Origin of the sequence: Oscillibacter sp. (assembly GCF_032018205.1) — a bacterium.
Taxonomy (GTDB): Bacteria; Bacillota; Clostridia; order Oscillospirales; family Oscillospiraceae; genus Oscillibacter.
On record NZ_DALZOY010000019.1, the window covers coordinates 1 to 25241 of the forward strand.

At 53.4% G+C, this 25241-nt stretch carries 22 protein-coding genes, 3 pseudogenes and 1 riboswitch; of the genes and pseudogenes, 15 read left to right on the forward strand and 10 right to left on the reverse strand.

The genetic code is table 11. From position 1 onward, the window contains the following. Positions 1-53: 53 nt before the first annotated feature. From RTU96_RS12940 to RTU96_RS12965, 6 genes and pseudogenes are all read right to left on the reverse strand, one after another. Positions 54-750 (reverse strand): annotated as a pseudogene (locus RTU96_RS12940) (transposase); the annotation flags it as partial. A gap of 353 nt (positions 751-1103) precedes the next feature. Next, positions 1104-1754, reverse strand: a pseudogene (locus RTU96_RS12945) (CatB-related O-acetyltransferase). Positions 1755-1938: 184 nt separating this feature from the next. Continuing rightward, positions 1939-2442, reverse strand: coding sequence for a hypothetical protein (locus RTU96_RS12950; RefSeq protein WP_312637043.1), 504 nt, complete (start codon positions 2440-2442; stop codon positions 1939-1941). Then, positions 2429-2998: a GrpB family protein gene (locus RTU96_RS12955; RefSeq protein ID WP_312637044.1), complete on the reverse strand. Its 570-nt coding sequence runs from the start codon at positions 2996-2998 to the stop codon at positions 2429-2431. Before RTU96_RS12955 ends, RTU96_RS12950 begins: the two co-directional genes overlap by 14 nt. A gap of 29 nt (positions 2999-3027) precedes the next feature. Continuing rightward, the gene (locus RTU96_RS12960) at positions 3028-3246 is read right to left on the reverse strand and encodes a hypothetical protein (RefSeq protein WP_312637046.1); all 219 of its coding nucleotides are present in this window, start codon (positions 3244-3246) and stop codon (positions 3028-3030) included. Further along, positions 3243-3452: a helix-turn-helix transcriptional regulator gene (locus tag RTU96_RS12965; RefSeq protein WP_312637047.1), complete on the reverse strand. Its 210-nt coding sequence runs from the start codon at positions 3450-3452 to the stop codon at positions 3243-3245. The genes RTU96_RS12960 and RTU96_RS12965 overlap by 4 nt, the downstream gene beginning before the upstream one ends. A 219-nt stretch (positions 3453-3671) precedes the next feature. Between RTU96_RS12965 and RTU96_RS12970 the strand changes: the two genes are divergently transcribed. Genes RTU96_RS12970 through RTU96_RS12980 form a run of 3 tightly spaced genes read left to right on the forward strand, consistent with a single transcriptional unit; the run spans position 3672 to position 5333 of the window. Further along, complete coding sequence (locus RTU96_RS12970) at positions 3672-4256, forward strand: TetR/AcrR family transcriptional regulator (protein WP_312637048.1); 585 nt, start codon at positions 3672-3674, stop codon at positions 4254-4256. A 60-nt stretch (positions 4257-4316) separates the two neighbouring features. After that, positions 4317-4622, forward strand: coding sequence for a TraX family protein (locus RTU96_RS12975; protein WP_312637049.1), 306 nt, complete (start codon positions 4317-4319; stop codon positions 4620-4622). Between the two features lie 60 nt (positions 4623-4682). After that, positions 4683-5333, forward strand: coding sequence for a nitroreductase family protein (locus RTU96_RS12980; protein ID WP_312637050.1), 651 nt, complete (start codon positions 4683-4685; stop codon positions 5331-5333). Positions 5334-5381: 48 nt separating this feature from the next. Here the strand turns inward: RTU96_RS12980 and RTU96_RS12985 are convergent. Together RTU96_RS12985 and RTU96_RS12990 are read right to left on the reverse strand one after the other, a co-directional pair. Continuing rightward, a pseudogene (locus RTU96_RS12985) lies at positions 5382-5486 on the reverse strand (transposase); the annotation flags it as partial. A gap of 314 nt (positions 5487-5800) precedes the next feature. Continuing rightward, complete coding sequence (locus RTU96_RS12990; protein WP_312637051.1) at positions 5801-11461, reverse strand: SpaA isopeptide-forming pilin-related protein; 5661 nt, start codon at positions 11459-11461, stop codon at positions 5801-5803. Between the two features lie 394 nt (positions 11462-11855). On the opposite strand from RTU96_RS12990, the gene RTU96_RS12995 reads away from it, so the two are divergent. Together RTU96_RS12995 and RTU96_RS13000 are read left to right on the forward strand one after the other, a co-directional pair. Next, positions 11856-12554: a class D sortase gene (locus RTU96_RS12995; RefSeq protein WP_312637052.1), complete on the forward strand. Its 699-nt coding sequence runs from the start codon at positions 11856-11858 to the stop codon at positions 12552-12554. A 112-nt stretch (positions 12555-12666) separates the two neighbouring features. Next, positions 12667-12754, forward strand: a riboswitch (cyclic di-GMP riboswitch). Between the two features lie 109 nt (positions 12755-12863). Beyond that, on the forward strand, positions 12864-13406 hold the full coding sequence (locus tag RTU96_RS13000) for a CAP domain-containing protein (protein WP_312637053.1): 543 nt from the start codon (positions 12864-12866) through the stop codon (positions 13404-13406). Positions 13407-13531: 125 nt separating this feature from the next. On the opposite strand, the gene RTU96_RS13005 is transcribed toward RTU96_RS13000, so the two are convergent. Continuing rightward, entirely contained in the window at positions 13532-13894 is a 363-nt protein-coding gene (locus RTU96_RS13005) for a helix-turn-helix transcriptional regulator (RefSeq protein ID WP_312637054.1), read from the reverse strand. A 285-nt stretch (positions 13895-14179) separates the two neighbouring features. Here RTU96_RS13005 and RTU96_RS13010 point away from each other — a divergent pair, with 285 nt between their 5' ends. Together RTU96_RS13010 and RTU96_RS13015 are read left to right on the forward strand one after the other, a co-directional pair. Continuing rightward, positions 14180-16027, forward strand: coding sequence for a HAMP domain-containing methyl-accepting chemotaxis protein (locus RTU96_RS13010; protein ID WP_312637056.1), 1848 nt, complete (start codon positions 14180-14182; stop codon positions 16025-16027). A 264-nt stretch (positions 16028-16291) separates the two neighbouring features. Next, on the forward strand, positions 16292-17566 hold the full coding sequence (locus RTU96_RS13015) for a replication-associated recombination protein A (protein ID WP_312637057.1): 1275 nt from the start codon (positions 16292-16294) through the stop codon (positions 17564-17566). On the opposite strand, the gene RTU96_RS13020 is transcribed toward RTU96_RS13015, so the two are convergent. After that, the gene (locus RTU96_RS13020; RefSeq protein WP_312637058.1) at positions 17547-18482 is read right to left on the reverse strand and encodes a S1 RNA-binding domain-containing protein; all 936 of its coding nucleotides are present in this window, start codon (positions 18480-18482) and stop codon (positions 17547-17549) included. The genes RTU96_RS13015 and RTU96_RS13020 overlap by 20 nt on opposite strands. A 94-nt stretch (positions 18483-18576) precedes the next feature. On the opposite strand from RTU96_RS13020, the gene RTU96_RS13025 reads away from it, so the two are divergent. The 8 genes from RTU96_RS13025 (at position 18577) to RTU96_RS13060 (ending at position 25228) form a co-directional block, all read left to right on the forward strand. Beyond that, the gene (locus RTU96_RS13025) at positions 18577-18771 is read left to right on the forward strand and encodes a DUF951 domain-containing protein (RefSeq protein ID WP_293009476.1); all 195 of its coding nucleotides are present in this window, start codon (positions 18577-18579) and stop codon (positions 18769-18771) included. A 483-nt stretch (positions 18772-19254) separates the two neighbouring features. Then, a complete protein-coding gene (gene alaS, locus RTU96_RS13030) occupies positions 19255-21906 on the forward strand; it encodes an alanine--tRNA ligase (RefSeq protein WP_312637059.1) in 2652 nt (883 codons plus the stop codon). A 1-nt stretch (position 21907) separates the two neighbouring features. Continuing rightward, a complete protein-coding gene (locus RTU96_RS13035) occupies positions 21908-22081 on the forward strand; it encodes a DUF4250 domain-containing protein (protein WP_312637060.1) in 174 nt (57 codons plus the stop codon). 51 nt (positions 22082-22132) lie between these two features. Continuing rightward, complete coding sequence (locus RTU96_RS13040; RefSeq protein WP_294856755.1) at positions 22133-22471, forward strand: histidine triad nucleotide-binding protein; 339 nt, start codon at positions 22133-22135, stop codon at positions 22469-22471. A 275-nt stretch (positions 22472-22746) separates the two neighbouring features. Beyond that, positions 22747-23349: a signal peptidase I gene (gene lepB / locus RTU96_RS13045; protein WP_312637061.1), complete on the forward strand. Its 603-nt coding sequence runs from the start codon at positions 22747-22749 to the stop codon at positions 23347-23349. Positions 23350-23368: 19 nt separating this feature from the next. After that, positions 23369-24250, forward strand: a complete 882-nt coding sequence (gene ylqF, locus RTU96_RS13050; RefSeq protein ID WP_312637062.1) for a ribosome biogenesis GTPase YlqF — start codon at positions 23369-23371, stop codon at positions 24248-24250. Next, on the forward strand, positions 24243-24878 hold the full coding sequence (locus RTU96_RS13055; protein ID WP_312637064.1) for a ribonuclease HII: 636 nt from the start codon (positions 24243-24245) through the stop codon (positions 24876-24878). The genes ylqF and RTU96_RS13055 overlap by 8 nt, the downstream gene beginning before the upstream one ends. Next, positions 24875-25228, forward strand: a complete 354-nt coding sequence (locus RTU96_RS13060) for a YraN family protein (protein WP_312637066.1) — start codon at positions 24875-24877, stop codon at positions 25226-25228. The genes RTU96_RS13055 and RTU96_RS13060 overlap by 4 nt, the downstream gene beginning before the upstream one ends. The last annotated feature ends 13 nt before the right edge of the window (positions 25229-25241 follow it).

The window sequence follows — 25241 nt, forward strand, 5'->3', positions numbered from 1 at the left end:
ATTATATATCAAAATCCTTGAGAATAGGGTGTCAACTTTATTTATACAACATCAGCTTCCAGCATGCCAAGACACTTGTCCCCGACAACGAGCTTGACGCCCTCAAGTCCACGTCCCTTGAGCCACTGAAAGAAATTGACCCAGCTGGCTTTGTCCTCCTTCATCCCCTCGGCGGCGCCCAGAACCTCACGGTAGCCGTCCTCATTCACCGCAATCGCTACTAAGATGGCCACATTCTCGTACTCTCCGCCCCAGTTTCGGCGCAGATAGATTCCGTCTACGTAAACATACGGGTATTTTCCGCCCTGCAAGGGACGGTTGCGCCAATCCTCGATGTGGACGTAGGCTTTCTCGTTCAGCTCACTGATGGTTGAGGGAGATACCTTGCTGCCCCACAGTGCCTCCGTGATGTCCTCCACACGGCGCACGGACACTCCGGCCAGGTACATCTCAATCAGGGCTTCCTCTACGCTGCTCTCCCGGCGGCGGTAGCGCTCAATCAAAGGATATCCCCTTGAGGCAGGGTACTTGCAGCGTAACATCCCCAGAGGTCGTGGTGAGATTCCGGCTGTAGTGTCCGCTGCGGTATCCCTGACGCTCTTCGCTGCGCTCGTATTTGGCGGCTTGTGTCAGCTTCTGCGCCTCAGCCTCCAGCAGGCCGTTGAGCGTCTCTTCTACGCTCCCACGAACCAATTCCTTGATTTGACCCTTGATTACTTCCTCATTTAACTGTACAATTTTCTCAGACATGGTTTGTTGTCTCCTTTCAGAATGGTGTGTCGTGACTTCATTCTAACAGAGTGCTGCAAACCATGTCTCTTTTTATCTCTTTCCAATTTGCGCAACTTATTCTACCTTATCAGCCGTCATTATGCGGTGACGGCTCTTCTTTAGCAATCAAAAGCGGCTTTGGACACATGGAAAATCTCCATACCCAAAGCCTCATATCTGAAAAAGGACACATATTGCCAAGCCCTCTACGAGAGAACAGCGGCTTTGAGGTTATTCAAAACCGCTGCTTTGCTAGATGTATTTTTATTTGGCGCACGACCACCCGCCGCCATCACAACGTTTTTTTTATTTCCGTTGGGACAATGAAAATTTTATCCGTTTTCAATAACTGCTTTCAGTTCCTTAATGTTACCTGATTGTATATTCGGTAAACAATAAGAAATTTTTTCTAAAAGCCATTCCCACCATTTAAGCAAAAGTAATTCAGCTATTATTTCATCACTAAATCTTTTCTTTATGGTTTTGGCTGGTATTCCGCCTACAACAGTATAGGGTGGAACATTCTTTGTTACCAATGCACGAGTGCCAATAACTGCTCCATCGCCGATGGTTACTCCTGACATAATAATAGCATCATATCCAATCCAGACATCATTGCCAACAATAATATCGCCTTTATTGTCCCATGCGGCTGTAATATCTTTTTTATCTAAGCCCCATTCCTCGTAGAACAGAGGAAACGTATAAGTTGATAGTGACTTCTGTGTATGGTTAGCACTGGTGAAAATAAATTTAACACCACATGCTATAGAACAAAACTTGCCGACAATCAACTTGTCTTTGTTAATTGGATAATGATATAGTACATTCTTTTTTTAAAAACCCCTCGGGTCATTATAGCAATCATTATAAATGGTATACTCACCAATTTCAATATTGGGATTGTCAATCACATTTTTTAAGTATATAGCTTGAGAATCATTCGTTCTCGGATAATTTTTTTTACTATCTGGAATAGTCATAGTTTTTCTCCTATCATTTTAACTAATGCTTATTAGACTATCCCAGTAACTACAATACAACGTTTCATTTTAACCACCGCTCACTAAAGAATATATGGAAATTATAGTATATTTGTTTTTGACTTACAACGGTCTTTTATCACTGTTTATGCCTTAGACCGCAGAATTCTAAGCATTTTATGTTTTATTTACAGAAAGACAGCCGCAGCTCATAAAACTGTTTCACCCACTCTGGATACTGCCGATAAGTACCTTCCTCTACAATCTGCCGCAGAGTTCTTTGTCCAACACGCCTGTCCATAATCGCCAGTATTTTAATGATATAGTTTTCTGATTCCAATGCGTTCGATATTGCCATACTACGAAATGTCAAAGCCGCGTCCAGAAAATCCATTTCATGATAAGTAACCTGCTCGTCCCACTTTGGCTTTAGCTGCGCATGAACTTCATCATCCGAAAGAAATGGGTTTTTATCATAAGCAATACCCATATCCATGTCCTGCCTGCACATTTCAGCCCATGAAAAGTTGACCAGATCTTTTTTGTCAAGGCAGATAGAAGCACGACCGTAGACATCATGTACTTTGTGATACCGGGTAAGAAAATAGGTGATTCTGTTTTTTAGATCATCGCACAGAAACCCTTTTAACTGGCTGTTCAGTCCGCCCCATGACTTATAATGCTCCATCGTATCGCCCTCCATATTTTAAGATGGCCTTTCGGGTATATTCACCCACAAAATCGCTCTTCGCCTCAGTATATCCATCCCGGTTATGCTCAAAAGGTTTCCAAAGGGAAAGCTTCAGCTTTTCATACTCTTTGGCTGTCTCAGGATACTCGTTCAGATAATCTCTGAAATACAGCTCATCATTGTCGCCAAAGCCACGTAAATGCAGATGAAATACTTTTTTAGCAAATCCGTCAGGTGTATATCCCTTGTTAAAATCAATTCTGCGTGTATTTTCAGCCATGCAAATGTATCCGTTATCCAACAATAGCTTTTTAATAGAAGAAAAATCGCTTAGATCAGACTCCACCAATAAATCAATGATGGGCTTGGCCCGTATTCCATTGAAGGAGGTGCTTCCAATATGATGGATTTTCGACGAAGGAGGCAGGAAAGATCGAAGGAATTCTGCCTCCTGCTGATACCAGTCATTCCAACAGTCTTGATGCTCAGTTAATTTGATGGGAAAAAGCTGCCACAATTCTTCCAGTGACATTTCGGATAAGGGTTTACACATAATTGTCCTCCTGATTGCGGTATTATCTTTTATACTCGCTGCACCATTTCACGCAATAGGAGACCATAGCCAGAATTAAATTGATTGTTATTAAAGCAATTCCTATGGCGTAAATACTGATGTTTGTGTTCTCCAGAAGTGTCGGGGAGAAAAAACGAATCCCTGCCAATATAGCCATAGAAACCATCAAAGCAAAAACTAATACCTGATATGCTGTTTCCAACGCATTCGTAAATAACTTTTTTCATAATATGGTCTCCTTAAAAAAGATTTCTTCCATGGGGCTTTGCAAGGCTTCAGATAATTTCATAGCAAGTAAAAGCGACGGCACATAGCTTCCCTTTTCTAATGATATAATGGTTTGCCTTGTCACACCCACCAGCTCAGCCAGTTCACCTTGCGTCATGCCCATGCTGCCACGCAGTTCCTTTACATGATTTTTGAGGGTTTCCAAATAATCACCTCCCAATAAAAGTATAGTTGACTTTACATGTAAAGTCAACTATACTTTTGCAAAAGTGGCTAAAAATTTCTTGAAGGTCATTTCGCTTTATAAATATATAATGCCATAAGTCAATGTTGACAAGTGTTAATATTCATGTTATTCTTTCGATATTAACGGATGTTAATATTAAGCCTGTATTATAACACTGCAAGTAAGGGGAGGACAGCGTTGAAAGAAAAATCATATCATCATGGAAATTTACAGACAGAATTGATAGAGGAGGGGCTGGCCCTCATTCACGAGGAAGGGCGAGCCAATTTTTCATTAAGAAAACTAGCCAAAAGAGTAGGGGTTTCCCCTACTGCTTGTTATAATCATTACGCGAATGCGGATGAACTGTTGATTGAGATGAAGAACTACGTTGTAAAGAAATTTTGTGCGGCACTGACGGTGGACACCGCTGAGTGTAGAATGGCTGATGCAGCAATCCGTATGGGCAAAGCTTATGTCAACTTTTTTGCTCACAATCCACATTACTTTTCTTTCATTTATGATAACGAGGATTATAGAATTGACTTAACAAATAATGCCCTTGACGGAAATTTCGAACCTTTTCGTATTTTCAAGAAAACTGCTTTACAGTGTATGGAATTGAATCACATCAGCAAAGAAAAGCAGCGTGATAATTTGATTATCATGTGGGCGACAGTTCATGGATTGGCCGCTATGGCCAACATGAAAGGCTTCCATTACGCGGAAGACTGGGGCTCTTTGGCGGAGAGACTTTTAGTGACAAAGATCAATTTATTATGACAGAACCGCCATTTTTTAAAAATTAAGCAAATACCAACAAAATTACTCAGGAGAAACGCAGTGCAAATTTCAAATAAAAAAGGTCTTAATGCAAATCAACTAAAATTAATTGCTATTGTATCTATGACAATCGATCATTTTGTTTCAGTGGTCTTTCCCAATTATCCGACAAGCTGGTGGATCATAGCTTTACATATAGCAGGAAGATTGGCCGCACCGATTATGTGGTTTTTTTATCTATATTATCCGTTGCATTTAGTTGTCTGCGGCATCGTGCGAATCCTGCTTTATGGGAATATCGGTGTGATGATCGGAGCATGGATTTTTGTTACAAAAAGCGAGACAATGCCAAGAATGCAAGGGTGAAAAGGCAACGATAATTTAAACATAGAGCAATGAATCACAATTAAGGAAGGAAAAATAACAATGACTATTTACGAAGCAATGATAAATCGCCATTCGGTTAGAGAGTATCAAGACAAAGCGATTGAACAAAATTTGATTGATGCACTCAATCAGGAAATTGACATGTGCAATCAAGAGTCCGGCTTATCCATTCGGCTGATTACTGGTAACAATGCGATTTTTAAGGGGCTGATGGCTTTTATCGGCGGCTTTCGCAGAGCTTCAAACTGCATTGCCCTGATAGGCCAAATGAGTGATGATCTTGAAGAAAAAGCGGGTTATTATGGAGAACGTATTGCATTGAGAGCGCAACAACTGGGGCTGAACACCTGCTGGGTGGGTGCCACCTATAAAAAAGATAAATGCCGGGCAATTCTTGAGGAAAAGGAAAGGCTGGTATGTGTGCTGGCATTAGGTTACGGAACAACACAGGGTGTGCCGCATCAGTCAAAGCCAATGGCGCAGCTTTGTAAAGTGGATGGTACTATGCCGCAGTGGTTTCAAAACGGTATGAAAGCGGCAATGCTGGCACCAACAGCACAGAATAAACAGAACTTTTTGATTTCCTTAAACGGAGAAGAAGTCTCGTTTGATGGAAAGGAAGGCGTATACATTAAGGTGGATTTAGGAATTGTTAAGTACCACTTTCAAAAAGGGGCTGTCTCTCTGTAAGTGAACCTCGCCCTGTCAAGTAGACAGGTAAAAAAAGAAAAACAAGTATACCTTGCTGCCCCACAGAGCCTCTGTGACGTCCGCCACACGGCGCACGGAGACGCCGGCCAGATACATCTCGATGAGCGCTTCTTCAACGCTGCTTTCCCTGCGGCTTCACCTCCTTCCTGTGAATTGCAGAAAATCCCGCAGCAGCTTATTTTCCCTCGGCACGCAGCTCCATGATAACCGCTTCCAACGTCTTGATATCTGCTCAGTTTCTCTTACTCATATAAATACCCCCTGATGTAGTTATATTCTCCTACATCAGGGGGCTTCTTGTCTATTGTCCGTTTTTACTGGGGCGGTTCTCAGGTTCAATTCGGGGCGGGGCTCCGTTTGCGAGACTAAATTCAGTCTGTTTCAGGAAAAGTGCCGGGTATTTGGTATTTAAAGTGTGCTGGATTCGGGCACGTTTCCGTGGGGACTTACTTTTTTCGGTGCTTGGGCAAATAACCTTCTTTCCGGCTCCACACAAAGCCAATGGCGGCCAGTGCAATGCCGGAGAGCAGGAGGAAGAAGCTGGGGGCGGCGCCGCCGGTTTGAGGCAACTTGCCGGGAATGCCGTCTTCCTCCCAGCCAGCGACCTCCGGTTCTTCGTCCAAAGCGGCGTCTTTGAGGGTGTAGGACTGCGCCGCGCCGCTGGCGGGCAGAGTTACGACCAGATCATCCTCAATCAACCAGTATCCGTCGGGTGCGGCTGTTTCACGGACCGTATATTTCCCAATGGGAAGGTCGGTAAAGACGACCAGACCGTTGCTGCCGGTGGTCCCCCTTGCAAAGACGCTGCCGTCTTCGGCGTACAGGGTGAACTCCGCGCCAGCCAGAGGCTCACGGTCCGAATTGACCTTCATAAGCCGAATGGAACCCAAAACAGAGGAGGGAACATTGGACTTCGCCTCGTTGACCACGGTCAGGGAACGTGTTTCGTTCTTGGACAGGGTCACGGTCTGATTTCCGGCTGCGCGGACATAGCCATTGGGAACGCGGGTTTCCGCCACGGTGTACTGCCCGGCGGAGAGATTCTCAAAGGACACCTTCCCGTCTGCCCCAGTCGTGCCGGTTGCAACGGCGGCGCCGTCCTTGTCGTAAAGCGTAAACTCTGCTCCAGAGAGGGGATTGCCGTCCGGGTCGATCTTCAAAATGAGAATTGCGCTTGCCTCGGCAGCGGCTTTTTTGTTGACCATAGTAAAGCTGCGGATGGTGGCGTTGGTGGTCGTGACTTTCAACTCCTCGCTGCTCAGCACATAGCCGTCCGGGGCCTTTGTCTCGCGGATGGTGAAGCTGCTGTAAGGCGCCAAGCCGGTAAATTCCACCAGTCCGTTGGAACCGGAAGTTGCGCTGGCAATCGCCTTGCCGGTGGAGTCATAGAGGGTGAATTCCGCACCTGCCAGAGGCTTGCCGTCTTCATCCTTCTTCATAACCGACACTCTTCCGTCGGAAGGGCTGGAGGTGACGGGCGTATTCGTGAGAAATTTGTCGGAGTCCAGCGTGCCCGTAAGGTCCACATTTACCACCGATCTGCGGGTTGCGGGGTCCGCGTATTCCATGTGCACGCCGGTAATGGTTTTGCTGGTGGGCACATAGCCGGAGGGCGGAACGGTTTCCTTGATGACATAATTCCTGCCCACCGGGACATTCCGGAAAGTGACCACGCCGTCAACGGCGTTTGCCGTGATGCTAAACGTGTGTCCCGCTTCGGCGGTGCCGCTGATTTCAAAGGTGCCGCCCTGAATGAGAACGTTGTCGTTGGAGACGTGTTTTTTTGCAAACTTCACTTCGCCCACGGCGGCGTAGTTGATCAGCTCCGGTCCCGTGGTGTTGGCGGTGGGGTTAGAAGAGTCATGCGTCAGGGTCCCGGCTGCATCATACATCAGCACCTTGAGGCCAAGGCGGGGATCGGATGCATTCCTATGGGTGACATTGACCCTGAAAACCGGGGTGACAACCGGGTTGTCGCTGGGGTTCAGATATTCCGGGGGCACCGTCTCAAAGATGGTGTACTCCCCAAAGGGAACGTCCGTGAACTGAACGATGCCGTCCGCGCCGGACTTTGCAGTTCCGCTATTTCCCACCGCGGTAATGACGGTTGCGCCGGTCTTATCCTTCAGGGTAAATACAACGTCCTGCAAGGGTGCTGTCGGGTCGCCAGGCCTATTGGCACGGAGCTTTGTGAATACGATGTCGGGATTGCCGGGAGTGCCGGTGTTATTGGGCGTGTTCACAAATTTGGGAATCGAGGTGCTGTTGTAGTTCGTGCCATCGGTAGAATAGCGGACTTCGGCCGTTGTATAGTCATAGTCGGAGGGAGAAAGCTCCTTATAATCGACCTTGATGTATACCAACGTTTCATTCGGCTTATGCATTGCGGGAGTGCTGAGCTCTTTGATTTCGTATTCGCCGAACGGAACATCGTTGAAGATCACCGCGCCCGTGCCTACGGCGGATGTGGCGGTTTTAAGAAGGTTGGTCAGATTGCCGGATTCGCCCTTCTTAAACAGTCCGAATTCCGCGCCGGCGAGGGGCACGTCGCCCGCGCTGACCTTGTTGATCTGCACGTCCGCCAGACCCTTAATATTGGTAACGGTGATGTGGGCGGCGTTTGTAATCGAATCATTTGGAGCGCCCGCAAAGATAACGCCGCTCAAATTGGTGGGCTTTGCGCCGCCGAAATTCCCGTCGACCAGCAGGTAGCCGGGAGCGGGCTTCAATTCTCTCACGTAGAACACCCAGGGAGGAAGCTTATCGAAAACAATCACGCCGTCTTCCTGAATTGTGTGGACAGTATTGCCGGTATCATTCACTGCCTTTGCAGCGCCGGTCATCCCTGATGAGACTCTGTTCGCACCGGCTTTGTACTGGAAGTCTCCCTTGGCAGACACAAGTTGAAGCTCGGCATCGTTTAAAGGATTTCCTTTTTCATCAATCTTTAATACCTTCAGGACATAGGAGCCGGAGCCGCCGCTAGCATAGGGGTCGACCACGTTGATTCCAACGATATCATCCTTTGCCTGAGGAGAAGTGTTGGAGCCTTTGAAGAAAACTGTATTCGTAAGGGGGGAAATCTGACCCAAAACGGAGGTTGTGAATTTCAGGACATAGGCATGAGGGCCGTCCGGCAGAGAAACGGTCAGCTTCTGGCCGTTAATTTCAATCCCATACTCATTTGCGCCGAGGGTGATAGTGGGGGTGGAGCCGGAAACCTTCGTCAGCGACGTGCCATCCGGCATCAGGCTGCCATTACCGGGATCAATAGAAGCTCTGTACAGCTCGATGCTGTCCGGAACCAAGCTCAGACTGTCATTCAGGGTATCCTCTGCCTTGGCGCCCTCGAGGTCGATCTTGGCCTTGTTCAGCGCCACAGTCCATGTGATGGATTCTTTGGCGTTTCCATCGAAATCCTTGCCGTTGCCATAATCGTGGCTCTTGTCGACAATATCGTTGTTAATCGTTTTTGTCCCCTTTGCCTCAAACGCGCCGGTGTGTTCATCAATCTCCAACGAGGCGTTATTTTCAAAGCTTTTTTGGCCCTGAGACAAAACCGCTGCTTCCTCTACATGGGTGGTGATAAAGATTTCGTACATATCCGAGGTCTTATTGGCGTCTCCCGTGGGCCAGATGAGGGAGAAGCCGGTTTGCGTGGGCGCAAAGGTAATATTCAGATCGGACAGAGTTTGCTCCGAGCCGCCGTTCACCTTCACTCTGATTGCGCCTTCGTTATTGGGCTGGAGCCGGGTGTTTTCGGGAAGCGTGTCGGTGACCACCGCATCTGTCATTTCCAGACGGTTGCGGTTGACCACCATCTTCCACACAAGCTCGCGGGTGGCATAGCTGTACGACTGGGCGATCTTGCTCAGCATTTCAAGCCGATAGGTCTGAGTGGCGTCCACTGAGAGATTGCCCGGAGTCAGGGTGACCCCGTTCTTAAAGCTTTTGGTAACGTCGCTTGCGGCACCAGACGCTTTGTTCTGATACATTTCGCTCAGCGCCGTGGCAGTGAGCTTGGTGTAGAAGGTAACGGTGTACATTTTGAAATCGGCGCCATATTTTGTAAACGTAAAGCTGAAGCCCGTGCCGGAAACTTCACTCAGCGCGCCGAGACTTTGGCCGGGGGCCGATTCGGAAGTGAACGTATTCACAACATCAGAGCTACCCTTCTCCGTGACGGTGAGCGGGTGGCCCGCACCGTCGATGACCAGCTCATGAAGACCCTGATCGGCGGCGGGGATGAGATCGGTAATGGAGACAGGGTTCGATGCGGTTCCTATGTCCGTTCTTAGGCGCTCGTTTACCGTGATGGTCCACTTGAGGTAATCGCCCTTGTTTGCTGTGCCCGACGAATGGTCAAAGTTGACCGTGGAACCGGCTTCCTTTCGAATGGACGCGCCCTGCTTGATGATCTCCTTGCCCACGATGATCTCACCGAAGCCGGCACCGCTGCCGTTGCCGGTTCCCCAGGGAGTTGACGGACCCCAGGCCCATTCCACCGTGGCCTTGTTTTCCGCCTTGATGCTGTCGTTGCTGCCGGAGCTTTCATTCCAGTCCACAATGTCGGTGTAGTAGGTTAGCACCATGGTTTTGGTGGTGTTGTCTAAGTTGGTCGTCGCTTCATCAGTGGTAAAGAGATACACCAACGTTCCGTCCTGAATGTAGAACTTGCCCTTATCGGTATTCGTAATGGAGACGGGGACGGAGGCGCTGACCACCTCTTTTGCGTGTGTTCCCAACTTGGGTGCCAGATTTTGCCCCTTGGCGATACCGCTCTGGACGGTACCGCTCTGAACAAATTTATGCGTCACTCCGCCCGCGGGCAGCGTGTCAATCAATTTCAGGTCAGGGAAAGTGTATGTGCCCGTTCCGGATTGGGGAAGAGTCACAGTGACCTTCCACTCTACATACCGGTGGGTCCCATCCACGATGACATCCGCCCCAGCCGCCTTGCCAAAGAAGTTTTTCATCTCAAAGGAATCTTCGGCGGAGCCCAGATTGGTGTGGCTGCCCTTGGACAGATTCACCTTGTTTTCAAACTTGTTGGCCTCAGCGCCGGGCAAAATGGTGGGGGTGGTTTTGTAGCGTACCGTTTGGGGTCCTTTGGTTCCGGCTGGGAAGTCATAGGTAATGGTTTTTCCATTGGAATTGTACGCTGCGGAGGGAGTGGGAGCACCAAAGTCCCCGCCTGCGCCCAAGCCCAGAACTTCAAAAGAATTGTCCGCATATGTATGTGCGTTTTTCAGCGTGTCCACCATGGTGTAGCCGCCGTAATCATAGTGATCGGGATCGGGAGCGTCGTCCGGCGGGGTGATTTCGACGGTCCAGGTGATTTTGTTGGAGGAGGGATCATACTCGTGGGATTTGGTGACGTTGCTGGCCACGGGAGGTTCTCCGTCGTCCTTGCCTGGTATGCGGTTAATTGTAATGGTTTCCGAGCCAAATTCAATTACGGAGGTTTCGCCGTGTTCATCATCCGAAGGCAAATAGTCAAATGAGGCTGTAAAGCCAAAATAACCGTAAATATCGGAAGTGAGGCCTTTATAATTGTCTTCAATGGTGACAATTACTTTATTTGTATTGACGTCAATGCTCCAGGAGGCAAAAACTGTTGAGCCGATGGTTATAGAGCCGGACATCGTTGCATTCAACGCAAAAACGATGTTTTTGGGAAGATCAATTTCAAAATAATCGCCGGGATTCACGCTATCATACTTTTCATTGCTGATGTGGAAGCCGTATTGCAGATGAATCGTGTCGCCAGCCTTCACGTTGTCCAATTCAACAGGCGAAGCTCCGGTGATTTCAGCGCCGTTGAACAACAAAAGGGATTTTGCATTTCCGTCAATCTGGGCAGTTTCGCCGGCATCCGTGGAGTTCCCGTCTCGGTCATGGATAAAAAAGTCATCGCCCATGATAAGCTCCTTGGGTGTTTCGTTCAGGAACAGCGCCTCCGCTTGCGGGGCCTCCAATCCCTCGGTGTCGGCGTCCGCCTCTGCGGCCTGAACAAAGTTCAGCGGCAACAGTTGCATGGCAAGCAGCACTGCCATGAGCAGGGAAAATGCCTTCCCTTTTCGTGCTCTTGTGTTTCGTACTCTCATACAAAAATCTCCTTCTCTTTAAATCCCACAAAATTTCTCGAAAATTATGTCGCCGCACGGCGGCGAAGGCCAGATAATGTGTTTGGCCGGGGTATCTATTGAAAACGGCTTTTGCCGGAAAGCTCGGATTTTTTAAAGTCTAATATATGAACCGCAAAAAAGAGGCGAAAGGGGCGGTAAAACACAGAAATAAGCATTGCTTGACAGCGCTTTTGACAGAAAAGAAAGATAAATGACTTTTCCAAAGTTGAAACCCGGGGGCGGGTGTGATAAAATCTGTGGAATCCCTTCTGCGAAAGGAGCGGAAACCGACAAAAGGCGCAGCGGCGTTCTGCCGGATATGCCGCGCTGCTTTGCTGCCTGAACGGCAGAAGAGCGCTTACGGAAAATACGAATGACAGAGGAAAAGACAATGGCAAAAAGCACTGAAAAGCGCCGGAGAGGGCCGCGCCTGATAATGGCGCTGGGACTTGTGCTGGTGGCTGCGGCTGTGGTGATGGAGGCGGCAGATTACCCGTGGGGGCGGCTGCTTGGAGCCATACCAGAAACACTGCCGGACCCTGCTCCTATCGTCCTGACCGGCGAGGATGCGGACAGTCTTGTCACCGATGAGGCCGAGCCTGTGCCGGAGGACGAGAGCGGTATTCTTCCCGGGGAGGAGACGGAGACCGAGCCTCCGGAGGTCTATGTCCGGCTGGGAATTCTCAAAATCCCGTCGCTTGGTGTGTCGCAGCACGTGCTGGAGGGCACCGGGCGACAGATGCGCTACGGCGTGGGTCATGTGGTGGGGTCTGCGGGCTTGGGGCAGGAGGGTAACTGCGCCCTCTCGGGACATCGGCCCAGCCCCTTCCGGTATCTGGACAAGCTGAAGGAGGGGGAGAAGATCACCATTGGGGTGGGAGAGACGCTGTATACCTACACGGTCTACGAGTCTTTCAGCGTTCTGCCGGAGGAAACCTGGGTGCTTTCCGACATCCCCGGTGAGACGGCCACCCTTACACTCATCACCTGCACGCCCTATCTGGTATCCAGCCACAGGCTGATTGTCCGAGCTCGGCTGACCGACACCGGTTTAAATCCTGCGGCTTCCTGATCTGGAAAGGACAAAAAAGGAAAAAAATTTAAAAGATTTTTCAAAAAGCCTTGCATTTTGACACAAAGTCGCATATACTTTAGAAAACGCATATATGCTTATATGACATACAGACCGATAATAGCAAACCATCCGAAAGGATGGGACGCAAAGCTGCGGATCTAAGGTTTTATAAAAACTATGATAGCCGGGCTGCCGAAATTGATGTCTCATTAGGAATTTAGTGAGTCCTTTTTGGTAGCAATCCAAAAGGGGCTTGCTTTTCTTTTAGACACGATTTCAACTTCCTGCGAAAAGGGGTTAATAATCGTGAAAAAGCTGAAGAAATTCTGGGCGGTTCTTGCCGCCGCTGCGCTTACCGCTGCGTTTGCCGTTCCGGCGCAGGCTACATCCTGGGAAAAGGGAACGAACACCAATCCCCCCGCAGTCGCTGCGGAGAAAAAAGAGGACAAAACCCTCACTGCAGAGGAATTTTCCGCCGAGGTGCTGCGTCTGGTCAACGAAGAGCGCGCCCAGCGGGAGTTAGAACCCTTTGAAGGGGACGCAAGGCTGGTCAAGGTTGCGGCTGTCCGCGCTGAGGAAAGTGCAACGAAGTTTGCCCATGAAAGACTGGACGGGCGGTCCGTTTCCACGGCATTCGAAGACGAGGATATCTTGTTCATCAAGGTCGGCGAAAATCTGGGCAAGGGCCAAAAAACGCCCGACGAGCTGGTGAAGGCATGGATGGAGTCCAAGACCCATAAGGCCAATATTCTCAGTGAAAAATTCACCGTTGCCGAGCTTGGCTTTTTCAAAAACAGCGCCGGTACAATTCATGCCGCACTTATGTTCCTCACTCCTTCGGAAAGCTGAGGAGCAGAAACCTTTTGGATTTAAACGGCATAGCGTCCGCTTGGCGCTATGCCGTTTTTTGAGCCCGCAAAACCACGCGGTCCGCGTGGTTTTTGATTTAAGGGGATCGGCGGAAAACAGCAAATCTATTTTCTTTCGTCGTATTTTTCCTTTAGACGCTGCAAGTAGACGTATTCCAGCACCGCCCGTCTCCCGCCTGCCCGCAGGGACAGCACGGAAGAGAGAAGCCCGCCCGTCGTGGTGCCGTCGATTACCTGCTCCTTCAGGGCGGAAAGGCCGTCTTTACAGTCGGTTCTGCCCAAAAGATAATCTGTCGACACGTTGTAGAAGTCGGCCAAAATGATCAGCGCCCGGATTGGAAGATCGCTCCCCCCCATCTCATATTTGGAATATTGCTGCTGTGTGGTACCGATTAAGCTGGCAATGTCGGATTGCTTTAAATCTCTGTCTTCACGCAGTCCGCGAAGAATTTCTAGTGTTGTCCTCATGCATTGCACCTCTGTCGAAAATCATATCAAAACAATGGCAGGAATATTGACAAATACAACCTATAAGTTTATTAACAAAAAATCCACGTCTTTAAGGTGTTCAAAATACATGGCGTGTATGCAGGAAAATTGGAAACAGGACAGTCGTGGGACGAGGTTGGCTGCAAAAGGTTTCGCATTTTCCGGCATTATAAAATATAGAAAAATAGACACGCAAATTTAGAGAGAAAAAGGCGCATTTCAACTGCATGGAAGGGGATATTATTTATGAGGCGGATTGCAAACTTGAAAATTTCCACAAAACTGGTGGCGGGATTCTTGGCCATAGCGCTTATTGCAGGCGCTGTTGGCATCGTTGGACTTATGAATATCAATGCGTTGGCTAAATCGGGCAGGCTGCTCTACGAAAAAAACACCATGGCCATTTTGTATTCGGGAGACGCCAATACTTCTTATCAGAGAATTCGGTACAACGTGGCCGAAATGCTGCTGATGCAAGCTGACTCCCTGCGAGACAATTACGTGAAAGAATGCGAAGCGCTCCTTACGACCATTGAAGATGACATGAGCAATTATGAGGCGGGCATTACCGAGGATGCCGATCAGGAGCTGTTTTTTGCTCTGAAATCAGACTGGGTGGATTTTAAGACCTACATGCAGCAGGGTCTTTCCTATGCGAAGGTGGGACAGTATGACCATGTGCGGCGCGTTCTGCTGGTAGAAGCGAACGCGGTGAGCGGCAGTCTGATGGACTCTTTTGAGAAAATCTATGAGTACAACTCCACGCAGGCGGCGGAAAGGGCGGCAGAGAACGACCAGCTTGCGAAAATCTCCAATTTGATCATGCTAACCGTGATGCTGGCCGCGCTGGCAGCGGCCATTGTGCTGGGGGTGCTGATTGCCCGCGGCATCAGCAAGCCGCTGAATAAGGTGGTAGATGCTGCCGACAAGCTTGCAAAGGGAGACTTCAATATCGACGTAGCGGTCAATTCCAAGGATGAGACTGGAATGCTGGGTCGAAGCTTCACCAATATGTCCGAGACGCTGAAGGCCATTATAGAAGATCTTTCCCGGGGACTGGAGGCGTTTGCCAACGGTGATTTTTCAATTGACTCCTCGTCTGAAGAAATTTACATGGGAGACTACCACGCCCTGCTTGAAAACACCCGGAAAATGCGGGACAAGCTCAGCGACGTGCTGCGCAGCGTCAACACGGCGGCGGAGCAGGTGTCCGTCGGGGCGGATCAGGTGTCCGGCGGGGCGCAGGCGATGGCCAGCGGCTCCACCGAGCAGGCGGCCACCGTGGAGGAGCTGAACGCCTCTATTGCGCAGGTTGCCGAACAGGCTGAGAATAACCTCACTACCATTAAGGCTGCCGCCCAACATATTGAGCAGGCCGTCGGCGGGGTGAACAGCAGCAATGAATATATGCACCAGCTCTCAGCCGCAATTGGGGAAATCAGCACGTCCTCCAACCAGATTATGAGCATTACCAAGGTCATTGAGGACATCGCTTTCCAGACCAACATTCTGGCGCTGAATGCGGCGATTGAGGCCGCCCGGGCAGGCAATGCGGGCAAGGGCTTCGCGGTGGTGGCGGACGAGGTGCGCAACCTTGCCGGAAAGTCCGCCGAGGCTGCCCGCCGGACGGCGGAACTGATTGGCGCCGCCGTGTCCACCGTGTCGCGGGGAACGGAAATCACTGAAAAGACGGCGCAGGAGTTGCGCAATACCGAGGTAAGCGCGAAAAAGGTGGCTGAGAGCTTCGTCTTGATTGAAGGGGCGTCCATTCAGCAGACTGACTCCATCGAGCAGATTCGGGACGGACTGAACCAGATTTCCGCCGTGGTGCAGACCAACGCCGCCACAGCGGAGGAGAACTCCGCCACCAGCGAGGAGATGTCCGCGCAGGCAGTTTCCCTACGTCAGGAGGTGGGCCGTTTCCGGTTCAGAGAGGAGGGCGCAAACTTCACCCGCGAGGCGGAAGGTGCCTCGGCACCTGATGCGTCCGAAGAAGGCGGCTTGTCCGATACGAACGGAGCCGCGGTCTCCGATGCTGCCGACGCGGCAAACTCTGATGCGGACATGGAGAGCAAGGCGGCGTCTGCCAATCTGCCCGCGGGAAAATATTGACGCAAAGAAAACGGACAACCGTGGACGCGGACTTCCGGGTCTGACTGTCGCTTTGCAAAATAAGCGCCCGGTTCTCCTGTGAAGCATCTCAAGTGCGCTTTTGGCACAGGAATATAACAAAAACCCGTTTCCAACTGGAAACGGGTTTTTGTTGTTTGGCGCTTGTGCCATCTTAGGAAATCTTGCAATTTCACGTCGCGTGTGGTATGGTGGGAAAGCAAAAGACAGCGTCGCCGAAAGGTGGCTTTGGAAGGAGGGAGCGCCTTGCAGCAGCGCCCATTGGCGGATGAAATACGGCCCGGGACCATAGACGAGGTGGTGGGGCAAAAGCACCTTTTGGGGCCTGGTGCGGTGCTTCGCCGCCTGATTGAAAGCGGGACCTCCGCCAACATGGTGTTTTACGGCCCCTCCGGGACCGGCAAGACCACCGTGGCAAACATTATCGCGGAGAAAACCCAGAAAACACTCTACCGACTCAACGCCACCACCGCCAGCCTTCAGGACGTGAAGGAGGTCATTGCAAACGTGGGGACGCTGCTGGCTCCCGGCGGTATTCTGCTGTATCTGGACGAGATACAGTATTTCAATAAGAAGCAGCAGCAGAGCTTGCTGGAGTTTATGGAAAACGGGCAGATCACCCTGATTGCCTCCACCACGGAGAACCCATATTTTTACGTATACGGTGCGCTACTCTCCCGCAGCACGGTATTTGAATTCAAGTCCGTGCCGCCAGAGGAGGTGCTGCCCGCCGTGGAGCGGGCGCTGGAAATAGAGAAGGGGCGGCAGGAACTGTCTCTTGTCTGGGAAGAGGGCCTGCCGCTGGATGTGGCCACCGCTTGCGGCGGAGATGTGCGCAAGGCCATCAACGCGGTGGAGCTTCTCTGCCGGGCGGCGCGACCCGACAAAAACGGAGAGCTAAAGCTCACACGGGAAGACGCGCGGCAGCTCACGCAGCGCAGCGCCATGCGCTATGACCGGGAGGGAGACGCACATTACGACATTTTGTCCGCCCTTCAAAAGTCCATCCGGGGCAGCGACCCCGACGCGGCGGTGCACTATCTGGGGCGGCTGCTGGAAGCGGGGGATCTGCTGTCTCCCTGCCGGCGGCTGCTGGTCATCGCGGCGGAGGACATTGGCCTAGCCTATCCTATGGCGATAGCCGTGACAAAGGCCTGTGTGGACGCGGCGGTGCAGTTGGGTCTGCCGGAGGCGCAGATTCCTCTGGCTGAGGCAGCTATTCTGCTGGCTACCGCGCCCAAGTCCAACTCCGCGGTGAACGCTGTGGCGGCGGCCATAGGGGATTTGAAAGCGGGACGGACGGGGGACATCCCCCGCAGACTTCAAAACGTTCACGCGGATACCACCGGCTTTGACAGCCGCCAGAATTATAAGTACCCCCACGCCTATCCGGGACATTGGGTGGAGCAGCAATACCTGCCCGACGCACTGAAAAACGCACGGTATTACGAATACGGTGAAAACAAGACCGAACAGGCCGCCCGGCGGTACTGGGAGGAAATCAAAGGCGCAGAGCGGTGAAATCCGTGTCCACCGGTGGCTTTTCATAGCAGGCCGGGGAGTAAACCCAGTGATCCAGCGTTCCGTCGGTGATCTGATAGCGTAGGGGCACGGGGTAAACGGAGGGTGTGAGCCGCTGGATGATTTGTAGCTTGATTTTCATATGCTCCGGGCGGATGGAGCGTATGTAGACGGAAACCCGGTCCCCCTCCGCCACGTCGTCCTTTAGGTCCGCAAGACCAGAGAGGTTGGGGGCCAGCTCCACAAAGGCCCCGTAGTCCCGGACGGAGCGGACAATGCCCTGAACGGTTTCGCCGGGGGAAAAATAGCTGGCGTTTTCCATCCATGTGCCCAGCAGCTCCCGGTGGGTCATGGTAAACCGGCGGTTTTCCCGGTCAACAGACAGCACCGCCGCCAGAATTTTCTGGCCGGTGCGGAAGCGGGCCGCAGGATGGGGGATGCGGGAGACGGAGATGCGCTCGATGGGCAGCATGGCCACCACTCCGCAGCCGATGTCCAAAAACGCGCCGAAGGACTCCATATGGGTCACACGGCAGGTGAGGACCCCTCCCGGCTCCAATGTCTCCATAAAATGAGTGATGGCCCGCTCCTGTACAGCCCGGCGGGACAGAAGGGCATGGGGCGCGCCCTTTCCGTCGGCGGTAAGGCTGCTGACCGCAAAGCAGACGGGCTTCCCGACAAGGGATAAAAGCGCGATGTCCCGGTCCGCGCCGCCAATCCAAGGGGAAACGGCCTCGCTCCGGGGAATCAGGCCCTCCATGGGGCCGAGGGAGACGTGAAGCGTCCGGTTCCCGTCGCACCGGACCACGGGGGCCTCCAAAATTGTGCTGTGCTCCTGAGCGTCCCGCAGCAGGGCGGGGGTAAGGGGGGCGCGGGGGCGCAGGCCCTCCGGCAGATACATTTTATTTTCCGGCATGGCAACTCTCTCCATCCGCCGCGCAGCGCGGCGCAAATTCAGCATCTGAATCACTATATGCGCCTTTTGGCGGGGGATTGACAGGAGGAATGGAATGGACTTGCATCTTCACGACCATGTGGAACTGAAAAAGCAGCATCCCTGCGGCAGCAAGCATTGGGAAATTCTGCGGGTGGGCATGGATATTAAGCTGAAATGCCTTGGCTGCGGGCACGAGCTGATGCTTCCCCGGAGCCGGGCGGAAAAGAGCATCCGAAAAATTTTGACGGAGGAGGAAAAAAACAAATGAACAAGGGAACCCGCATTGCGGCGATTGTGATTGTGGGACTGCTGGTGTTTTCGCTTTTAGCGTCGCTGGTGGTGCCGTTTATGGCGTGAGGTCCGGGCTGGTCCCGAAAGAACCGCCCCGGCGGGGAGCGCTGAAAAACTCCTCCCGAAGGCGGTTTTGTCGCTGTAAACCCCATTGACAATGTAAAAAAGTGTGCTAAAATAGCAACATAATCTGAAAATGCCATGACGGAGCCAGCCGCGCGGACAGGTTTTAGCGAGAGGGAAATGGTGAAAGCCCCCACCCGAGGCCGCGCAGCAGCCACTTCTGAGCATCCCGCGACGAGCGGGGCGGTTCATCCCCGATACAAAGATGGCTAAGAAGCCCCGTAAGGGGATAATTAGGGTGGTACCGTGAAGCTTCGCTTCGCCCCTATGCCGGGGCGGGGCGTTTTCTTTTTTACCGCAAATATGAGAAATTTTGAGAAATACGGAGGAAACATATATGGCACATCCGGTATATGGATTAAACGAGCTGCGGGAGATGTTCCTGAGCTATTTTGAAAGCAAGGGCCATCTGCGCCTGCCCAGCTTTTCCTTGATTCCCCACAACGACGCAAGCCTTTTGCTGATTAACAGCGGCATGGCCCCCATGAAAACCTGGTTTACCCGGGAGGAAGAGCCTCCCCGCAACCGGGTTTGCACCTGCCAGAAGTGCATCCGCACCGGCGACATTGAAAATATCGGAAAAACCGCCCGCCACGGCACCTATTTTGAGATGCTGGGCAATTTCTCCTTCGGTGATTATTTCAAGAAGGAGGCCATTCCCATGAGCTGGGAGTTTTTGACCGAGGTGGCGGGGCTGGAGGCAGATCGGCTGTATCCTTCCATTTACGAAGAGGACGAAGAGGCTTTTGAAATTTGGAGCAAGGACATGAATATCCCTGCCGAGCGAATCTTCCGCTTCGGCAAGGCGGACAACTTCTGGGAGCACGGCCCCGGCCCCTGCGGTCCCTGCTCCGAGATTTACTATGACCGGGGCGAGAAATACGGCTGCGGCAGGCCGGAGTGCACCGTTGGCTGCGAGTGCGACCGATATATCGAAATCTGGAACAACGTTTTCACCCAGTTTGTCAACGACGGCGAGGGCCACTACGAGGAGATGACGAATAAGAACATCGACACCGGCATGGGTCTTGAACGGCTGGCGGTGGCAAGTCAAGGCGTGGCGTCCCTTTTCGACGTGGACACCGTGATGCACATTACCGACCACGTCAGCAAGATCACCGGCGCCCACTATGAGGAGAGCGCCAAGACCGACGTGTCCCTCCGGGTTATCACGGACCATATCCGTTCCTCCGTCATGATGATCTGCGACGGCGTGCTGCCCAGCAACGAGGGCCGGGGCTATGTGCTGCGCCGCCTGCTGCGCCGCGCCGCGCGGCACGGAAAGCTGCTGGGGGTAGATGGGCCGTTCCTGTACAAGGTGGTGGCCACGGTGGCCGAGGTCAACAAGGCCGCCTATCCCGACGTGGCGGAAAAGGAAGCCTATATTACCAAGGTGGTGCGGACGGAGGAGGAGAACTTCCTCAAGACGCTGGACGCGGGCATGAAGATTTACACGGATGTGCTGACGGCCCACAAGGAAGAGAACAAATCCCTGTTCTCCGGCGCGGACGCGTTCAAGCTTTACGACACCTATGGTTTCCCTCTGGACCTGACGGCGGAAATGCTGGAGGAAGAGGGCATGCAGGTGGACGAGGCCGGGTTCCGCGAGCTGATGGAGCAGCAGCGCGTCCGGGCCAGAAAGGCCCGGGAGGCGCTGGGCGATGTGGCATGGGCGGGCATCGATCTGGGTCTTGACGCAACGCCCACCCTGTTCACCGGCTACGACCACAACCGGGATTCCGGCACAGTGCTGGCCATCGTGGCGGAGGATGAGCTGCGGGACGCCATCGTCAAGGGCGCCGAGGGCGTGCTTGTGCTGGACAAAACGCCGTTTTACGCCGAGATGGGCGGACAGGTGACGGACCGCGGCACCATTTCTATGGATGGGGCGGTGTTCGCCGTCCACAATGTGCAAAAGGACAAGGCGGGAAAATTCCTGCACCACGGCGTGATGGAGTCCGGCGAGCTGAAAAAGGGAGACGCCGTCACCTCCGCCATCGACGTGGAGCGCCGTCAGGCCGTCCGCCGCGCCCACAGCGCCACGCATCTGTTGGATGCGGCGCTGAAAAAGGTGCTGGGGGATCACGTGCATCAGGCCGGTTCTCTGGTGGAGCCCGACCGGCTGCGGTTCGACTTTACCCACTTCTCCGCCATCACGGCGGAGGAGCTGTCTAAAATCCAGCGGCTGGTGAACGACGAAATTCTGGCGGGCCTGAATGTCGGAACGCAGGAGCTTCCTGTGGAAGAGGCAAAGAAGCTGGGGGCCGTGGCCCTGTTCGGCGAGAAATACGGAAAGACCGTCCGCGTGGTTTCCATGGGAGAGGGCGAGGAGTTGGCCTCTATGGAGTTCTGCGGCGGCACCCATCTGGACAACACTGCGAAGGTTGGCCCCTTCCGCATTCGGTCCGAGGCGGGCATCGCCTCCGGCGTGCGCCGGATTGAGGCCACGGTGGGCAAGGCCTCGCTGGAGATTATGAACCGCAATCAGGAGATGCTGTTCCGGGCGGCCGAGCTGCTGAAAACCAGCCCCACTGACCTTGCAGACCGGGCGGAGCAGGTGATGCTGGAAATGCGGGAGCTTCGCCGCGAGGTCGAGCGGTATCAGGCGCAGGCTTCCCTTGGCGATGCGCAGCAGTTTTTGATGTCTGCCAAGGCCGTGGGTGGTCTGAAAATCGTGACCCACAGCCGCCCCGGCACGGACGCCAACGCCCTGCGCCAGATGGGCGACTTCCTGCGGGATAAGGAGCCGGGCGTGGTGGCGGTGCTGGCAAGCGCCGCGGAGGAGAAAATCACGTTCCTTGCCGTGTGCGGCAAGGAGGCCGTGGCAAAGGGCATCAAGGCGGGAGAGCTGGTGAAGTTGGTGTCCAGTATCGCGGGCGGCTCCGGCGGCGGCAAGCCTGACTCCGCCATGGGCGGCGGCAAGGACCTGTTGAAGCTGGACGACGCGCTGGCCGCGGTGGACGACTTTGTGGCGGGAAAGCTGAAGTAAGATGCTGCCGAAGGACCCTTTCGTTTTGCTGAGCGTGGTGAACACCAAACTGCGGGATGATTATGCGGATTTGGAAGACCTCTGCGCCGCCGAGGATGTGGACCGGGCGGAATTGGTCAAAGCTCTGGAAAAGCTGGGATATCGCTATCACGCCCAGCACCGCCGGTTTATCTGAGATAAATTAAACGGGATGAATTTGCCGAGTATTAAAAAGGGAGGAACCATCATGTCGGATTGCTTATTCTGCAAAATCGCCGCCGGGGAGATTCCCAGCGACAAGCTGTATGAGGACGAACTGTGCTATGTCTTCAGTGACATTGCGCCTCAGGCCCCGTCTCATTTTCTGGTGATTCCAAAGAGCCATATTGCTTCCGTGTCCCAGATCGACGGGAGCAACAGTGCTTTGGTCGCACACATTTTCGAGGTGATTGCAAAGCTCACCGCCGAAAAGGGCATCGGGAGCTATCGCGTGGTTTCCAACATTGGGGAACAGGCGGGGCAGAGCGTGCCGCACCTGCACTTCCATGTGCTGGGCGGGCGGGATATGACCTGGCCTCCGGGCTGAGACAGTCAAAAATTCCGGGGCTGGCTGTTGAGATGACCTGCGGACTGAATGCGCGCGAAGGAACTGCCGAGGGCGGTTCCTTCGCGCATTTTGCGAGAAAAATCCCACCCTGCACACTTGTTCTTTGCGGTGAAATTTGATATACTATGCAAGTTAGGGTAGCGAAGAAGCTGCCTTTGCGGAGAGCGGCGGCCAAATGCCTGCCGCGCCGGAGAAAAGCGGCGGCGGGGCTTCCTGCCCGGCGCGGTTCCGGAATCTTCCGGACGAGGTATGAAATGACAAACGACATGACAGAATTGACGGTGGCGGCTCCGGAGGCGGTTCGGGGGCAGGGCTTGTATGAGTGGGTGCGGGCGCTGGTGTCCTCCGTGCTGGCGGTGGTGCTGGTGTTTGCTTTCGCCGTGCGGCTGATTGGCGTGGACGGACAGTCTATGCTGCCCACGCTTCAGGACGGGGACCGATTGGCGGTTACCGTGGGCCTGCTGGCGGGAACGTACAAGGCCGGAGACATTGTGGTTTTGCGAAAGCAAAGCTTTTTGCAGGAGCCCATCGTTAAGCGGATTATCGCCGTGGGCGGGCAGACGGTGGACATTGATTTTGACGAGGGCAGCGTCAGCGTGGACGGAAAGGTTTTAAACGAGCCATACATCCGGGAGCTGACCTTTCGCTGCGACGGAACGGAGTTTCCCCTGACGGTGCCGGAAGGCTCCGTCTTTGTGATGGGGGACAACCGCAACCACTCCAACGACAGCCGGGATGCGCGGCTGGGTACGGTGGACGAGGGGTATATCATCGGCAGGGCGGCGTTGATTCTGTATCCCGGCAGGGATTCGGAAACAGGGCAGCGGGATTTTTCCCGCATCGGCCTGATTCGGTGAGGGCACAAGGAGGAAACGCGTGGAAAACGGACAGAATTTAAATATTCAGTGGTATCCCGGTCACATGACCAAAACCCGGCGGATGATCGTCGACCAGCTAAAAAACGTGGACGCGGTGTGCGAGCTGCTGGACGCCCGCATTCCTGTTTCCAGCCGGAATCCGGACGTGGACGAGCTGACGGCGGGAAAGCCCCGTTTGGTGGTTTTAAACCGGGCCGATCAGGCGGACCCGGCCAAGACGCGGCTGTGGGCGGCTTATTTCCGGGAGAAGGGCTATGCGGTGCTGGAATGTAGCGCAAAGGGCGGAGACGGAGTGGAGCGGTTTCCCGGCGCCGTGCGGGCGCTGCTTGCGGACAAGCTGCGGGCCTATGCGGAAAAGGGGCAGGTGGGCCGGACTATGCGGGTGATGATTCTGGGGATTCCCAATGTGGGGAAGTCTACCTTCATCAACCGGGTGGCAAAGCGGAAAACCGCCAAAACCGAGGATCGGCCCGGCGTTACCCGGGCAAAGCAGTGGGTTCCCATTGATCAGGGGCTGGAACTGCTGGACACGCCGGGAATTCTCTGGCCCAAGTTTGAGGATCAAAGCGTGGGGCTGAATCTGGCCTTCACCGGCGCGGTCCGGGATGAGGTGATCGACATTGAAACGCTGGCCTGCAACCTCATGAGCTATCTTGCGGCCCGGTATCCGGAACAGCTTTCCGAGCGGTATAAAATTCAGCCCCAGCCGGGCGTGTCCGGCTTCGAATTGCTGGAGCAGGCCGGACAGAAGCGGGGCTTTGTAATTCGGGGCGGCGAAATCGACACGGAGCGGATGGCCAAAATCCTTTTGGATGAGTTCCGGGGCGGGAAGCTTGGACGCTTTACCCTTGAAACGCCGGAGGAGCGGGAAAATGGCTGAGATGGAGCATCCGTGGAGCATTGAGGAGCAGTGCTTTGCCGCTGGGTATGAAACGGTGTGCGGCGCGGACGAGGCGGGGGCTGGCCCGCTGGCGGGGCCTGTATACGCGGCGGTGGTGATTCTGCCCAGGGGACTTGTCATTGACGGGCTGAACGACTCAAAAACGCTGACGGAGAAAAAGCGAGAGAAGTTGTTTGAGATTATCCAGGCCGAGGCGGAGGACTATTGCGTAGCATGGGTGGAAGCCGAAGAAATTGACGCCATCGACATTCTCAACGCCAGAATGAAGGCCATGCAGCTTGCCATCGACGGGCTGAAAAAGTGTCCCGATTTTGCCCTGATTGACGGGAACCGGGACCGGGGAAGCCTGTGCGCCATCACCGCGCCCCACGAAACCGTGGTGGGCGGAGACGGAAAAAGTGCGTCCATTGCGGCGGCGTCCATTCTGGCGAAGGTCAGTCGGGACCGGTTTGTGACCGAGGTGCTGGACAGGGAATACCCGCTCTACCAATTTGCAAAGCACAAGGGCTACGGCACCAAGCTACACTATGCAATGCTGGACGCTTACGGCCCCTGTCCCGCCCACCGGCGGAGCTTTTTGAAGAAATGGGAGAGAGGACGGCCATGACCACGAAAAGCGCCGGAAACCGGGGCGAGGCCGAAGTTGCGGGATATCTGCGGCGGCGGGGCTATGGGCTGCTTGCCAGCCAGTGGCGCTGCCGGTTCGGGGAGATTGATTTGATTGCCCGGGACCCGGAGGGCTTGTTATGCTTTGTGGAGGTAAAGCTGCGGAGCAATTTGCAGGTGGGCCTTCCAAGGGAATATGTGACCGGGCGGAAGCAGGCGCGGCTGCGGTCTGCCGCTGCGCTGTACATGAGCGTGAAGGATTTGGACGAGCCCGCCCGGTTTGACGTGGCGGAGGTTTACGATGAAAGCGGCGCGCTCCGGGTGGAGTATCTGGAAAACGCGTTTGAATAAGGCTGCCGGGAGC